Annotated in this window: 9 protein-coding genes; 7 read left to right on the top strand and 2 right to left on the bottom strand. The window is 39.3% G+C overall.

Translation table 11 applies throughout. The features are described 5' to 3' along the window. The first annotated feature begins 74 nt into the window (after positions 1-74). The 7 genes from H6G68_RS19435 (at position 75) to H6G68_RS19405 (ending at position 13267) form a co-directional block, all read left to right on the top strand. Positions 75-1805, top strand: a complete 1731-nt coding sequence (locus tag H6G68_RS19435; protein WP_190908110.1) for an SDR family NAD(P)-dependent oxidoreductase — start codon at positions 75-77, stop codon at positions 1803-1805. A 168-nt stretch (positions 1806-1973) separates the two neighbouring features. Continuing rightward, positions 1974-3335, top strand: a complete 1362-nt coding sequence (locus tag H6G68_RS19430; protein ID WP_190908109.1) for a beta-ketoacyl synthase N-terminal-like domain-containing protein — start codon at positions 1974-1976, stop codon at positions 3333-3335. Continuing rightward, complete coding sequence (locus H6G68_RS19425; RefSeq protein WP_190908108.1) at positions 3332-6652, top strand: PfaB family protein; 3321 nt, start codon at positions 3332-3334, stop codon at positions 6650-6652. The genes H6G68_RS19430 and H6G68_RS19425 overlap by 4 nt, the downstream gene beginning before the upstream one ends. A gap of 118 nt (positions 6653-6770) precedes the next feature. Beyond that, a complete protein-coding gene (locus H6G68_RS19420) occupies positions 6771-8441 on the top strand; it encodes a PfaD family polyunsaturated fatty acid/polyketide biosynthesis protein (protein ID WP_190908107.1) in 1671 nt (556 codons plus the stop codon). 2 nt (positions 8442-8443) lie between these two features. Continuing rightward, positions 8444-9961 carry a thioester reductase domain-containing protein gene (locus H6G68_RS19415; RefSeq protein WP_190908106.1) on the top strand — a complete coding sequence of 506 codons (1518 nt, stop codon included), beginning with the start codon at positions 8444-8446 and terminating at the stop codon, positions 9959-9961. 83 nt (positions 9962-10044) lie between these two features. Beyond that, positions 10045-10836, top strand: coding sequence for an SDR family NAD(P)-dependent oxidoreductase (locus tag H6G68_RS19410; protein ID WP_190908105.1), 792 nt, complete (start codon positions 10045-10047; stop codon positions 10834-10836). A 316-nt stretch (positions 10837-11152) separates the two neighbouring features. Next, positions 11153-13267, top strand: coding sequence for a cation:proton antiporter domain-containing protein (locus tag H6G68_RS19405; RefSeq protein ID WP_190908104.1), 2115 nt, complete (start codon positions 11153-11155; stop codon positions 13265-13267). 13 nt (positions 13268-13280) lie between these two features. Here the strand turns inward: H6G68_RS19405 and hetI are convergent, their stop codons facing one another. After that, positions 13281-14018 (bottom strand): 4'-phosphopantetheinyl transferase HetI, encoded by a 738-nt coding sequence (gene hetI, locus H6G68_RS19400; protein ID WP_190908103.1) that lies wholly within the window; start codon positions 14016-14018, stop codon positions 13281-13283. A 74-nt stretch (positions 14019-14092) separates the two neighbouring features. Beyond that, complete coding sequence (locus tag H6G68_RS19395; protein WP_190908102.1) at positions 14093-15178, bottom strand: YheT family hydrolase; 1086 nt, start codon at positions 15176-15178, stop codon at positions 14093-14095. Positions 15179-15292: the final 114 nt, after the last annotated feature.

The raw sequence follows: 15292 nt of genomic DNA, 5'->3' as shown, positions 1-15292 counted from the left end.
TGCGTCTCTGCGCCTTTGCGTGAGACATTTCATAAATTTATTCATCAACACAGAATCAATTATAAATTGGAAACATGACAGCAACACTTCAAGTTAGCCCATCATCTGTCTTTGTTGTCAGTGGTGGAGCCAAGGGAATCACTGCTCAATGCACCATTAAATTAGCACAAAACCAACCTTGTAAATTTATTCTGCTTGGTCGTTCTGAAATCACCACAGAACCAGAATATGCTCGTGATTGTTTAGAAGATTCGGCTTTGAAGAAACGCATCATGGAAAATCTGATTTCTCAAGGTGAGAAACCAACACCCATGATGGTACAAAAAATATTTAATGAGATTAATTCTAGCCGAGAAATTAAGAAGACCTTGGCAGCTATTGAAGCAACAGGTGCAAAGGCTGAATATATCAGCGTTGATGTTACAGATACCGTAACATTGAAAGCCAAACTCGGCGCTGTCGCTCAAAAGTTTGGTCAAATTACAGGCATTATTCACGGTGCTGGTAATTTGGCTGATAAGTTAATTGAAAAGAAAACACAAGAAGATTTTGAAAAGGTTTACACCGCTAAAGTTCAGGGTTTAGAAAATCTGCTCGCTTGCGTTAATATCCAGCAATTACAGCATTTAGTTTTATTTTCTTCTGTGACTGGTTTTTATGGGAATATTGGTCAAAGTGATTATGCTATCGCTAACGAAATTCTCAACAAATCAGCCCACCTCATCAAACAATCTCATCCTCAATGTCATGTAGTGGCAATTAATTGGGGTGGTTGGGATAGTGGTATGGTGACACCACAACTGAAAAAGGCATTTGCAGAAAGGGGAATTAGTATTATTCCTCTGGAAGTGGGTACACAAATGTTAGTTAATGAACTGCATCCTGCTTATCAAGATAATACACAAATTGTCATTGGTAGCACCATGATTGCCCCAGCAATGCCTTTAGATTCACAACTGCGAAGCTATCGAATTAGGCGAAGAATGACATTAGCAGAAAATCCATTTTTGTATGATCATACAATTGCAGGTTCTCCAGTATTACCAGCAACCTGTGCTAAATCTTGGATGGTTAATGGTTGTGAAGAAATTTATCCAGGCTATACATATTTCAGTTGTCAAGACTTCAAAGTTTTGAAAGGAATTACTTTTAACTCTAGCCTGGCTAATGAACATATTCTAGAAATACAAGAAGTCTCCAAAAGCGATGGTAATTTTGTTGAATTTCAGACCAAGATATTGAGTAAAACTCCTGAAGGAAGAACTCATTATCATTTTAGCGCTCTCATCAAAATAGTCCGCAAAATGCCAGATGCTCCCATTTATGAATCAGTAGATCTCAGGGAAGATAAAATTGTCACCACCACTGGTAAAGGTTTTTATCAAAATGGTGATTTGTCCTTATTTCATGGCCCAGCATTCCAAGAAATTACTAAAGTCTTAAATATTAGCCCAGAAAAACTTACAGCCGAATGCTGTTGGCAAGAAATTACAGCCAAACAACAAGGACAATTCCCCGTTAAATGGCACAATCCCTACATAATTGATTTGAGTACTCAAACTCTATGGCTATGGTTAAATCATTTCCATCAAGAAGTATGTTTACCAGGACAATTAACATACTGTGAACAATTTTTAACCGTTCCACCTAATGTACCTTTTTATGTGTCTTGTGAAATTATTAGCAAAACCGATACTGGCATAAATGCTAATTTCTTAATCCATAATCGTGAAGGCAGAATATATTCACGTATTCTCGGAGCAAAAGCAGTTATTTGGCCCATGAAAATGCTCAACCGTAAGTAATAGTAGGTTGGGTTAAGCGACAGCACAATCCAACAAATTCACCTGAATGCTTAAATAATAACAGCGAAAGTTGTTAATCCTTGCCGATTGGGGGAATAGCGTAAATCCTTAAAAACTAAGGAAATAAAAATTTCCTTAACGTCTTATGCCCCAACGAGGATTTCAACAGTGGAGAAAATAGCGATTATCGGGTTATCTTGCCTGTTTCCAGATGCGAATAATCCCGAAGAGTTTTGGCAGAATCTCAGCGCAGAAAAAGACTCAACTTCATCTGTAAGTGTTGCTGAATTGGGAGTAGATCCCGCAATATTTTACGATGCTAATAAGGGGAAACCGGAAAAAATTTACTTCCAAAAAGGTGGATTTATCCGCAATTTCAACTTTGATGCTAGTGAGTATAATTTACCTGCAACATTTGTCCAAGGTCTGGATAATACTTTTAAATGGTCACTGTATGCCGCTAAACAGGCAATTGTTCACAGTGGTTATTGGGGAAATAAATCTGCTCTCTCGAAATGCGGCGTAATTTTAGGAACTCTCGCTTTACCAACGAAAGCTTCTAATCAATTGTTTGCTCCTATTTATCAGCAAACGATTGAACCTGCAATTGGTGAACTTTTACAGGAAAAAGACTTCCGTTTAGGTGGTTCATTAACTGCCACGAAAGCATCTCCATATAATGCTATGGTGAGCGGCTTACCTGCTGCTATAATTTCTCGTGCATTTTCTCTTTCTGGAACTCATTGCTGTATAGATGCTGCCTGTTCATCAGCATTTTATGCCATTAAATTAGCATCCCATTATCTGCAATCTGGTAAAGCTGATTTGATGTTAGCTGGTGCTATTAGTTGTGCAGATCCGTTGTTTTTAAGAATGTTGTTTTCCGGGATTCAAGGATATCCAGAAAACGGTATTAGCCGTCCTCTAGATAAAGCATCACGCGGGTTAATTACCTCCGAAGGCATAGGAATGGTAATGCTCAAACGCTACAGTGATGCTGTCAGAGATGGAGACAAAATACTAGCAACAATCTGCGGTAATGGTCTATCTAATGATGGTAAAGGTAAGCACCTCCTCAGTCCCAATGCTCACGGACAAACCACTGCATATCAAAGAGCTTATGCTGAGGCTAAACTTAACCCCCAAGCAATTGATTATTTAGAGTGTCACGCTACCGGCACTTTATTGGGAGATACCACTGAATGCAACTCAGTTGAAGGCTTTTTTGGTCAATACCAAGCAACGCCTTTGGTGGGTTCAGCTAAAACTAACGTCGGTCATTTACTCGTTGCTGCTGGCATGGTGGGGATAACAAAGACGATTTTAAGTATGTCTCACGGTGTTATTCCTGCAACTATCAATGTCAGTGAACCTGTGGGTTCTGAAAATAATGTGATTTCGCCTCAAAACATTGTCAGAACTGCCACACCTTGGCCGAGTAAAGGAAATAAGTACGTAGCTTTAAGTGCATTTGGTTTTGGTGGAAATAACTCTCATTTAATTCTTGAACAGGGGGAAGTCAGCAAATGAGTCTTCAAGAAAATATGACTGTAAAAATGGCAATTGTAGGCATGGATGCCTTTTTCGGTGAATGTAATCAATTAGATGCTTTTGAAAGCAGCATTTATGATGGAAAGCAGCATTTTATTCCTCTGCCAGAAAAAAGATGGCATGGTATTAATGAGCAAGAAACATTACTGCAAGAGTACGGTTTAGAAGCCGGAAAAGTACCTCAAGGTGCATACATTAGAGACTTTGAAGTTGATACTTTAGCTTACAAAATTCCCCCCAACGAAGTTGAAAAAATTAACCCGCAACAACTTTTATTATTGAAAGTGTGCGATCGCGCCCTCAAAGATGCAAAAATACCCCAAGGTGGTAATGTAGCGGTAATTATCGCTGCGGACACAGAATTATCTGTACACCAACTACAACAACGTTGGAATTCACCTTGGCAAGTTAAAGACGGTTTAAATGCTGCGGAAATTGCCTTACCTCCCGAAAAAATTACCCAACTAGAAACCATAGTTAAAGATAGTATTCACCACCAAGTTGATTTGGGTGAATATCTCAGCTATGTCGGCAATATTATGGCCAGTCGCATTTCTTCGTTGTGGAATTTCTCTGGCCCCTCATTCACTGTTAGCGCTGTAGAAACTGCGGCATTTAAAGCTTTAGAAATCGCACAAATGCTATTAGCTACAAATGAAGTAGACGCAGTTGTTGTTGGTGCTGTTGACTTAGCCGGTGGAGTGGAAAATGTCTTACTCCGCAGTCAATTCGGAAAAGTAAATACAGGTATCAATACCTTAAGTTTTGATCAAAACGCCGACGGTTGGACTGTGGGAGAAGGTGCAGGTGCAGTTATCCTCAAACGTCATGATACAGCTTTGGAAAATAGCGATCGCATCTATGCAGTCATTGACGGTATCAGCATCGGACAATCTCCCTCAATGGCTGTCGATGAAGCTACCATTAGCCAAGTCTGCAAACAAGCTTTTCAACAAGCAGGAATTCAACCCACAGAGGTAAATTACCTGGAAGTCTGCGGTAGTGGAATTCCCGCAGAAGACGAAGCCGAAATTAACGGCATTCTCCAAGCTTATCCCCCCGTCGGTAACGGTTTACACTGCGCCATTGGTAGCGTCAAAGCCAATATCGGTAACACCTTTGTCGCTTCGGGAATAGCCAGCTTAATTAAAACTGCCCTCAGTCTCTACCATAGATATATTCCCGGAACCCCCAATTGGTCTGGTGTCAAAACACCACAAGTATGGGAAGGTAGCCCCTTCTACGTTGCTACCGAGTCAAGACCTTGGTTTTCACCAAAAGAAGGTAGATGTAGAATTTCCGCTATTAATAGTATCGGCTGTGATGGCTCTTTTGCTCATGTCATTTTATCAGAAGACACCCATCAAGAAGAACGTGTCAGCCGCTATTTAGAGTCACGACCTTTTTATCTTTTCCCTATCGCTGCTGATGATTATGCCACTTTGTTTGCAGGTTTAGATAATTTGCAACAAAACATTGAAAATGCTGATAATCTTCAAGCTACTGCGAGTCAGGCGTTTGTTAAATTTCAGCAGCATGAAAATGCTAAATATGCCTTATCTATTACCGGACGCAACCACAAAGAATTACTCAAAGAAATTAACTCGGCGCGTAAAGGTGTAAATCTTGCCTTTGAAAAAGGTACAGATTGGCAAACTCCTCTTGGTAGTTATTTTACACCAAAACCACTTGGTAAAAATGGAGAAATTGCCTATATTTATCCTGCCGCAGTAAATTCCTATGTGGGCATGGGACGTACTTTATTCCGTCTTTTCCCCAAATCCTTCGATGACTTAATCATCAAAAGTCTTTACAAACGTGCTGCTGATGTTGAACTACTTGTTTTTCCCAGAAGTTTGAGCAAATTGTCAACACGACAACTAGAAACTTTAGAAAGGAAATTGCTTGATGATTCTCTGGCTATGTTTGAAGCCGAAGTGCTTTTTACCAGAATGATCACAACAATTATCAGCCAGGATTTTCAAGTTAAACCTAAATATATCTTTGGGTATAGTTTAGGTGAAACAAGTATGATGGTTGCTCAAGGGGTATGGAGCAATTTTTATGAAGTCAGTCATACTTTTAATTCCTCAGCTTTATTTGGTGATAGATTATCTGGCCCCAAAAATGCTGTGCGTGAGTATTGGGGACTACCAAAAGCATCCTCAACTTCTGATAATAATTTCTGGAGTAACTACGTTCTCATAGCCAGTCCTACCCAGGTCAAAGAATGTTTAAAAGATGAAAATCGCGTCTACTTAACTCAGATTAATACACCAGAAGAAGTATTAATTGCTGGTGAACCTGCTGCTTGTGAACGAGTAATTAAAAAGCTTGGTTGTAACGCTTTTCCTGCACCTTTTGATCATGTGATTCATTGTCAAACAATGCAATCAGAAGCGCAAGAATTGGAAAAACTCTACACTTTACCAGCACAAACAATTCCCGGTATTACCTTTTATTCTGCGGCTGAGTATCAACCAACGACACTTGATAGTCAAGAAATTGCTCATAACATTGCCAAAGGATTATCGCAACAACTCGATTTTCCCCGCTTAGTTAATCGTGTCTACGCAGATGGAGCTAGAATCTTCATTGAAGCAGGTGCTGGTGGTGTATGTTCTCGCTGGATAGATAAAATTCTTGGCAACCAAGAACACATCACCGTATCCCTAAATCGTCGCGGTATGGATGACCATACATCACTTGTCAAAGGACTAGCAAAATTGCTCAGTCATCGAGTCAATTTGAACTTAGATCCACTCTACAACTTATCCTCAAAAACTGGCAATCAAAATAAAGCAACGCTGAAGAAAATTACCTTAGGTGGTGATTCTATGACTACTGCCATATTGAGTGACGAAAACCGCAAACTTTTCTCCCATAGTAATTCTCAAAAGCAGCAGCTAAATCTTTCTAATTACCGAGAGTATAAAATCATTAATTCTCTCCAAGGCAATAGTCAAATTAGCCCCAGTGAAATTTACCCTCAGCCAGAAAACATTATCATGAAAACTATCATTGATAACTGTTTTGAATCTAGAGAAAAAGTACAATCTTCTGAGTTAACCGCAACTTTACAGCCAACTACTCAACTCATTCACGACTCCGAACCGACAATCAGCATGAATGATTTTAAAACCCATCAGTATCAAAAACTGAGTATCAATAATTCCAAATTGACTAAAGCCCACATCAGCTTTTTAGAAGCCAGACAAGACTTCAGTAAGCAAATGAGCGAAATAATTCAACTGCAATTAACCTGCGCTCAAAACTTGCTAAACGAAGAAACATAATAAAATATCACACCGAGACGTAGAAATATCAAACCTCTTAATCGGTGTTTCTGCGTCTTGAGCGTGATCTAAATTCTTCATCTCATATCCATTGATTAAAACTTGAGGAATAACTGCCGTGACAACTGTAGAGACGGTACGAAATCAACATAATAATGGTCTAAGTTTTTTTTCTTGGTCTCAAAATCAAAAACAAATTTGGAAAGGTTCCTTAGATTGTATCTCCTTTGAGCAAAATGCCATCAAAGATAAATTGCTGGCATCAGATAAACCTTGTTATATTATTAGAGTTGGTGGCAAAATTGGTGTTACTAACGATGGGTATTTAGCACCTGCTGATAACGGTTCAATAGGACAAGCAGAGCTTTTAATCTCAGTTCCACCAATTCACCTACAACAATTTGGTGACCCCAATTTTCTCACTGCTTATGGTGTGAAATATGCCTATGTTACTGGTGCAATGGCAGGTGGTATTGCTTCCGAAGAAATGGTAATTGCACTAGGAAAAGAAAACATCTTAAGTTCTTTTGGTGCAGGTGGTTTAACACCAGACCGTTTAGAAGCTGCCATTAACCGCATTCAACAAGCCTTACCTGATAAACCTTATGCTTTTAATTTAATTCACAGTCCTAATGAACCTACTATTGAACGTCGTGCTGTAGATTTATACCTCAATTATGGGGTTAGAACTGTAGAAGCTTCAGCATTTTTAGACTTAACTCCTAACATCGTCTATTATCGTGTATCTGGGCTAAGTTTAAATAGTGCTAATCAAGTTGAAATTAAAAATAAAGTCATTGCTAAAATTTCTCGCCGCGAAGTTGCAACTAAATTTATGCAACCAGCACCTGCGAGGATTCTCAAAGAATTAATTCAGCAAGGACTAATAACTGAGTTACAAGCAACTCTAGCCAGCCAAGTTCCCATGGCTGATGATATTACCGTCGAAGCTGATTCTGGTGGTCATACAGATAATCGTCCTTTAGTTTGTTTGCTACCTTCAATTATTAGTTTACGGGATGAAATTCAAGCACAATATCATTACACAACACCCATTAGAGTGGGAGTAGCTGGAGGAATTGGTACACCAGAATCAGCCTTAGCTGGATTTATGATGGGTGCTGCTTATGTAATGACTGGTTCAATTAATCAATCTTGTGTTGAATCTGGAGCTTCTGAACATACCAAAAAGTTATTAGCTCAAGCAGAAATGGCGGATATGATTATGGCTCCAGCCGCAGATATGTTTGAAATGGGAGTCAAATTGCAAGTTCTCAAACGTGGAACAATGTTCCCTATGCGAGCGCAGAAATTATATGAATTATATCGCAGTTATGACTCAATTGAAGATATTCCTGTAGCGGAAAGAGAGAAATTAGAAAAACAAATCTTCCGCAAGAGTCTGGCTGAAGTTTGGGAAGGAACTGCTGCTTATTTATCCCAAAAAAATCCAGAGAAATTAGGTAAAGCTGTTAATAATCCTAAACTCAAAATGGCTTTAATTTTTCGCTGGTATTTAGGATTATCTTCCCGTTGGTCTAGTTCTGGTGAAAAAGGTCGAGAGGTAGATTATCAAATTTGGTGTGGCCCCGCTATGGGTGGCTTTAATGACTGGGTGAGAGGTTCATATTTATCTGAACCAAATCATCGTCATGTAGTCGATATCGCTAATCAAATTATGAAAGGGACAGCTTTTCTACACCGCGTCCAAAATTTAAAAATTCAGGGATTGCAAATACCCAATTACTACGGTCAATATCACCCAGTTCAGTCTACATTGGAGATGTAAAGATGAATTTAAAACCGTCTTATTCTGCTGAAGATATTCAAAAATTCTTGGTGATTAATTTAGCTGAAGTAATTTCAACTTCAACTGATGAAATTGATGTTGACGAAAATTTAGAAAATTATGGTTTGGATTCTGCCCAAGCCATGATTATTATCAGTAAATTAGAACAATTACTAGGATTTAAACCTTCTCCTGTTCTACTTTGGCATTATCCAACTATTGCTTCACTTTCCCAGCGTTTATCTGAAGAAGTACCCAATACATCTCAGGTTAAAGATTCTGAGGGTAAAACCGTTGCTGCTGTAAATATTGCTCCTCCTTTTCTCGATTTAGCTGCTGAAGTTGTCCTTGACCCCACTATCCAACCAGTTGGTAATTCTCCGGTGTCTATCAGCGACCCCAAAAATATCTTTTTGACTGGGGGTACAGGCTATTTAGGCGCTTTTATCATCAAAGGACTTTTGCAAGAAACTCTAGCAAATATGTATTGCTTAGTTCGTGCAACTGATATTGTAGAAGGTAAGAGCAAATTAGAAAATAATCTGCAACAATATGGACTTTGGGATGATAGTTATAGCTCCCGAATTATTCCCATTATTGGTGATTTAGCACAGCCACTTTTAGGTATTGATGCAGAACAGTTCCAAACCCTAGCAGCTAATATTGATACTATTTATCATAGTGGGGCTTTGCTGAATTATGTTTATCCATATTCAGCTTTAAAAACTGCTAATGTTTTGGGAACTCAGGAAGTTTTACGCTTGGCTTGTCAAACCAAAGTAAAGCCTGTTCATTACGTTTCTAGTGTGGCTGTTTTTGAATCAACTGCTTATGCTGGCAAGGTAGTTACAGAACAACAAGACTTTAATGATTGGGAAGGCATTTTCCTCGGCTACTCACAAACTAAATGGGTATCTGAAAAGTTAGTAAAAATTGCTGGTAGTCGGGGACTTCCTATCACTATCTACAGACCACCTTTGATTTCTGGAGATAGCACAACTGGTATTTGCAATACCCATGACTTTATCAATTTGATGATTAAAGGTTGTCTACAAATGGGATCTTTTCCTGATGTAGATTATATGTTGGATATGTCTCCTGTGGACTATGTCAGCAAAGCTATTGTTTATTTATCACGTCAACAAAAATCCATTGGTAAGGCTTTTCACTTACAACATCCTCAACCTGCATCTTTAGCATCTTTAGTTGATTGGGTACGCTCATTTGGTTTTGCAATTAAGATGGTTCCTTATGAACAGTGGCAAGCAGAGTTAATTAATAATGTCACTTCTCCTGAAAATCCTTTATACACTCTGCGACCATTTTTATTAGAGCGTTGGTCTGATGAACAATTGACTATTCCCGATTTGTATTTGCAAGCCAGAAGACCGATTATTAGTTGCCAAGAAACTCTAGATGCACTAGCTGGTACTGCGATTGTTTGTCCACCACTCGACTCTCAATTATTGATGACTTACACTTCATATTTGGTTCAAACTGGTTTCTTGAGTCTTGCTTAGTTATTAAGTAAACAGGGTGGGCATTGCTCACCCTACTCTGTTGAAATGCCAGTATTTCCGGCTAATTTCACAAAATTTTTGACATGAATATACAAGACAAACAAACTGCTCTGATTACGGGGGCAGCTAGTGGAATTGGTTACGAATTAGCCTGTATTTTTGCCTCCAAAAATTACAATCTTGTTTTGGTCGATAGAAATAGACTAAAACTTGCAGAAATAGATGTTGAATTTCAACAAAAATTCAAAATTTTTCCTAAGATTCTTGTTAAAGATTTATCTATATCAACATCACCTGAAGAAATTTTTACTGAGTTGCAACAATCTGAGATCAAAGTTAATGTACTGGTAAATAATGCTGGATTTGGTACTTATGGCTTATTTAATGAAACGAGCCTGAGTATTGAATTAGAAATGTTGCAGGTAAATTTAGTTTGTCTTACCCATTTAACTAAGTTATTTCTCAAAGAGATGGTTAAAGATGGTAAGGGCAAAATATTAAACGTTTCTTCAGCTGCTGCTTTTCAACCTGGGCCTTTAATGGCGGTTTATTTTGCAACTAAAGCTTATGTTTTATCCTTTTCTGAAGCTATAGCTAATGAATTGGAAGGAACTGGTGTGACGGTGACAGTTCTTTGTCCAGGTTCAACAGTATCTGCATTTCATGAAAGAACGGGAATGGCAGATTCTAAGCTGGTTAAGGGTCAGAAAATGATGGATGCTCAAACTGTTGCCCAGCTTGGTTATGATGCTTTAATGCGAGGTAAGACGATAGTGATTCCCGGACTTTTAAATAAAATATTGGCTAAAAGTGTCAGATTTTTTCCTAGAAATCTGGTGACCAAAGTTGTGAGAACAATGCAGGAAGATAAGTAATTTTAGTGATGATCAATGGTTTTTAAATTAGTAAAGTCCTTCTACACGGACTTATTTTTTTTGCTCATACCAATTCAGCTGAGACCTTGCACTCCCATCCTTTGAACGAAAGCAAGTATCAACTATAATTAATTAATAAGTCTGATCAAGAGTATTAACTTACTGGTGCTGTCGGGTGATGCCCGTGGTATTCTCGTTGCCATTGTCTCCGGCAGTAAACAATTACATCTGGAGATAGAGCAGTTATAAAGATAGCAAACTGTATGCTGTGTTTGCTATTACAAAATTTGCCTTATGTAACCTTTTTTTATTAAAAATGCCAGTAAATTTTCTCACGGAACCTCTCATTTCTTTTACAATTCTCCTCCTAGCTATTTTTATTGTTCCGCCGCTATTTGAGAGATTAAAATTACCTGGATTGGTGGGTTTGCTACTAGCAGGTGTAGTCCTGGGTCAAAATGGACTCAATCTCCTCAACTCTAACTCCGAAACTATAAAACTGCTTTCGGATATTGGTAAAGTTTATTTGATGTTTGTAGCTGGTTTAGAGATTGATATTGAGCAGTTTCGCCAAACCAAAAATCGCTCAATTGGGTTTGGCACTTTAACATTTTTAGTACCTTTAATTGCTGGTATTATTACTGGACGTTTATTCGATTTTAGCTGGAATTCTTCTGTTCTGATTGGTTCTTTACTTGCTTCTCATACTCTTCTGGCATATCCAATTATCAGTCGTTTAGGAGTCATAGGCAATGAAGCAGTAACTGTGACAATTGGGGCAACGATTTTCACTGATACAGGTGCTTTGTTAGTACTGGCAATTTGTGTGGGTATTCATGGAGGAGATTTCACAGCTTTTAAATTATTCACTTTATTGGCTGGACTGGCAATTTATTCAATTGTGATATTATTTGGGTTCAATCGGGTAGGAAAAGAGTTCTTCCGCCGCACTGGGGAGGAAGAAGGTAATCAATTTTTGTTTATCTTGCTGGCATTATTTTTGGCATCTGTAGGAGCGCAGGTGATTGGAGTAGAAAAAATTGTCGGTGCGTTCCTAGCAGGTTTAGCAGTCAACGGCGTTTTAGGAAATAGTCCAGTTAAAGAAAAGGTAGAGTTCATTGGTAGTGTTCTCTTTATCCCTTGTTTCTTTGTGGACATGGGATTACTAATTGATATACCTGCGTTTATCAAAACTCTCAGTTCAATTGGTCTGACTGCGGCAATTGTAGTGGCGCTGATTGGCAGTAAATTTGTTGCGGCATTTCTAGCGAAAATATTTTATCGCTATAACAATTCAGAGATGCTGACAATGTGGTCATTATCGCTACCGCAGGTAGCAGCCACACTAGCAGCAACATTAGTTGCCTATCAATCCCTAAATCCTGCTGGTGAGAGACTAATCAGTGAGGATGTCTTAAACAGTGTCATTGTCTTGATGTTGGTTACTGCCATCATGGGTCCAATAATTACAGCCAGGGTTGCTAGGTTTTTACAAGTCATCCCAGCCACGGACTGGAAAACAGACAGTCTATCGGTGTGGTGGGAATCTCAGGAGGCGGTGATTGAGCAAGCAGAGAAAGCAGACAACCGTTTGCAGCAAGATTACCCGCCATTCATTGTCGTGGTTCCCATTTATAACCCGCTCACGCAACGCTATTTACTGGAAATGGCAGCACTGCTGGCGCGCCATGAATCTGGACAGATTATGCCTTTAGCCATTACTCAAGCCCATGTGAATATGGATGATCCGACATTAGTAACGGCACTAGAAAAAAGTCAGGAAAGATTGAGGTTGGCTTTAGAAATCAGTCAAGAATTTGACGTAAAAGCATCACCGACAATTCGGATTGATGATGATGTGGCTTTGGGGATTAGTCACGCTAGTCGGGAACACAATGCTAGTTTAGTGGTGATGGGTTGGGGAAATACCAGAAATTTCCGCGCTCGTTTATTCGGTAGTCTCATTGATAAGGTGTTCTGGTCTTCTCACTGTCCGGTAGCAGTAACACGCTTGTTAAAAAGTCCTACAGAAATCAAGCGAATTCTTGTCCCCGTTGGTGACTTAACAAGGGTGACTATCGGTACTGTGAGGTTTGCCCAAATTTTAGCTGATGCCAATCAAGCTGAAGTTGTACTGTTGCACGTAAGCCAACGCCTCATACCTGCTCATCAGGTCACACATTTTACATCTCAATTGTCTGATATTGCTAATCAAAGCAAGTTACAAGTAAATACAAATATCCAAACAATTGTTGGTGATGATATTGCCAAAGTCATTATTGAGCAAGCTCAGGCATTTGATTTAGTGGTTTTGCGTTCTGTGCGCTATCGCACTGCTGGGGGATTAGCAGTTAGTGAAGTGACAACCCAGGTGATTAACAATTTGAAATGTTCGATTGTCATGCTGGGAGAACCTCAATCATGCCCATAATTCAGCAAAAGTATTAACTAATTTTATCCTCAATCAGGTTCCAACTATACAAATCCCCAATAGTACCTGCAACCACAACAGCAGCAGCGAAATTATTTGCTGGTGATAATTCTCTCAAACTCCAATTTCCAGATACAAGCAATTTGGCAGGTTCGGTTGATGTCAAAAATATCTCAATTTGCTCTAACTGAACTAAACCATCTCCAGTTGCTTTTAAATAAGCTTCTTTGCAAGTCCAGTAACGGAAAAATACCTGTTGCTGTTGATCTAAAGGAAGGGATTTGACTACTTCATATTCTCTGGGTAAAAAGAAGCGTTTGGCAAGATTTTCTAAATCTGACATCGGGCGAATATGTTCTAAATCCACACCTATTGTCCGCGTGCAACTTACCCCACACAGAGCTAAATCTTGAGAGTGAGACAAGTTAAAAAACAGCTTTTTCTCGGCAAATTTAGCCGCTAATACAGGTTTTCCCCGTGGTTGATATTCAAATTCTACTTGTGAAGGCTCAACACCCAAATAACGCCCTAAAATAGAGCGTAAACTACTCCGTCCAGCAATAAAACGCTGACGATGTTCTGGGAAATAAAACCTTTCAGCACGAGCAATTTCATCACTTGATAGGGTTTTTCTGAAAGCTTGCAGTTGTGATTCTGACTGATTTAGATCTATTTTCCAGATATGGACATGATCCGATGACAAAGTTAAATCTGTGGGTGCAGGTAGCCAGATATAATTAGAATTATTCACAAGCAGTTCAAAATTGAAGAAGAGACACGGGGACACGGAGACGCGGGGAGATGTGGCGCTGTCTTCTGGATAAATTATCTCACCATGACCACTTTATCAACTTCATGACTACGCTTTGCTTCTATCCACTGTAAAATGCGATTCCAAGCCCACCAGGGGTCAGGATCTTGTGCTTGGCGCTGGCATTTTTTGCTACTCAGATAACCCACATGACCACCGTAAGAGGTGAGTAACAAATCTATAGCCGCATTTTTGGAACTGGCAGCTTTTAAATCGGCAACAATGTCGGGATGAAATAATGGGTCATCAGCAGCATAAAGAATCAAGGTTGGTTTTGATAACTGAGGTAATAGATTTAAAGCACTGCTGGCTTCATAATAGTCTTCTACAGACGAAAAACCCAAACGTTCAATTACTAGTTCTTCGTCAAATCCCCAAATGCTGTTAGCTCGTTCAATTGCTTCTGCTTCCAAACTACCAGGGTGAGCAGCGTGTATTTTCCATGCAAGTTTTTTTAATTCCCTGGCAATGCGTGGTTCTACGTACTTACCAAAGGGAGTTGTGACTAAATACGTGAGCGATCGCAATGAATCCAAACTTGGACAAATCACCGCCCCCCCAGCAATGTCACTCTCTTTAATTCCTAAATCTCCTGCTCTAGTTAAATCTACAGCCGCTTTCAGCGCCCACAGCGCCAATTGTCCCCCTAAAGAATACCCCGTAAACCAAAACTTTTTTGGGCAGCCCATGGCCGCTGCTGCTGCCGCAATGTGGACAAAATCTTCACCCTCATACAAACCATCGGAAGTTAAAGTTGGGGATAATTCTGCGGTTTTACCATGCGCTCGCCAATCAAATAACACCACAGCGTATCTTTGCGCGTATGCTTTACGCCCCAACAGCCGCAAAAACCATTGTTGATTTAACTCTCCGGTAATCCCATAAGTGCCAATAATTGTGCTATGGGCATTTGGGGGGATAGCGACCCAACCAAAAATTGGCACACCTTGCCCACCTGTAAAGATGACTTTCTGATAAAGTGGCTCTGGATGTATAGTTGTACTTTCCCAATGACGACCTCCCCACAAAGCAGTGTAGGCAGTCATTGTCACGCCATTTCGCAAAAAATAAGGCGGATTGTAGGTAGAGTAACACATCATTTAAAAATTTCGTGTAAATTGATCTTGATCTCAAAGCCTTTTAATCTTAATATTTATGTTAGATTTTAAATCTTTTTGATAATCCTAATAACAATCTTTGTATATCTCAAAGGT

Source organism: Anabaena catenula FACHB-362, from assembly GCF_014698735.1.
Classification (GTDB): domain Bacteria; phylum Cyanobacteriota; class Cyanobacteriia; order Cyanobacteriales; family Nostocaceae; genus Anabaena; species Anabaena variabilis_A.
This window is presented reverse-complemented; position numbering and strand designations above follow the sequence as displayed.

Excerpts from the sequence above, each read along its gene's own strand:
- H6G68_RS19395 (WP_190908102.1), bottom strand. The coding sequence starts at position 15,178 with ATGATGTGTTACTCTACCTACAATCCGCCTTATTTTTTGCGAAATGGC.
- H6G68_RS19415 (WP_190908106.1), top strand. The coding sequence starts at position 8,444 with ATGAATTTAAAACCGTCTTATTCTGCTGAAGATATTCAAAAATTCTTG.
- H6G68_RS19425 (WP_190908108.1), top strand. The coding sequence starts at position 3,332 with ATGAGTCTTCAAGAAAATATGACTGTAAAAATGGCAATTGTAGGCATG.
- H6G68_RS19410 (WP_190908105.1), top strand. The coding sequence starts at position 10,045 with ATGAATATACAAGACAAACAAACTGCTCTGATTACGGGGGCAGCTAGT.
- H6G68_RS19405 (WP_190908104.1), top strand. The coding sequence starts at position 11,153 with ATGCCAGTAAATTTTCTCACGGAACCTCTCATTTCTTTTACAATTCTC.
- H6G68_RS19435 (WP_190908110.1), top strand. The coding sequence starts at position 75 with ATGACAGCAACACTTCAAGTTAGCCCATCATCTGTCTTTGTTGTCAGT.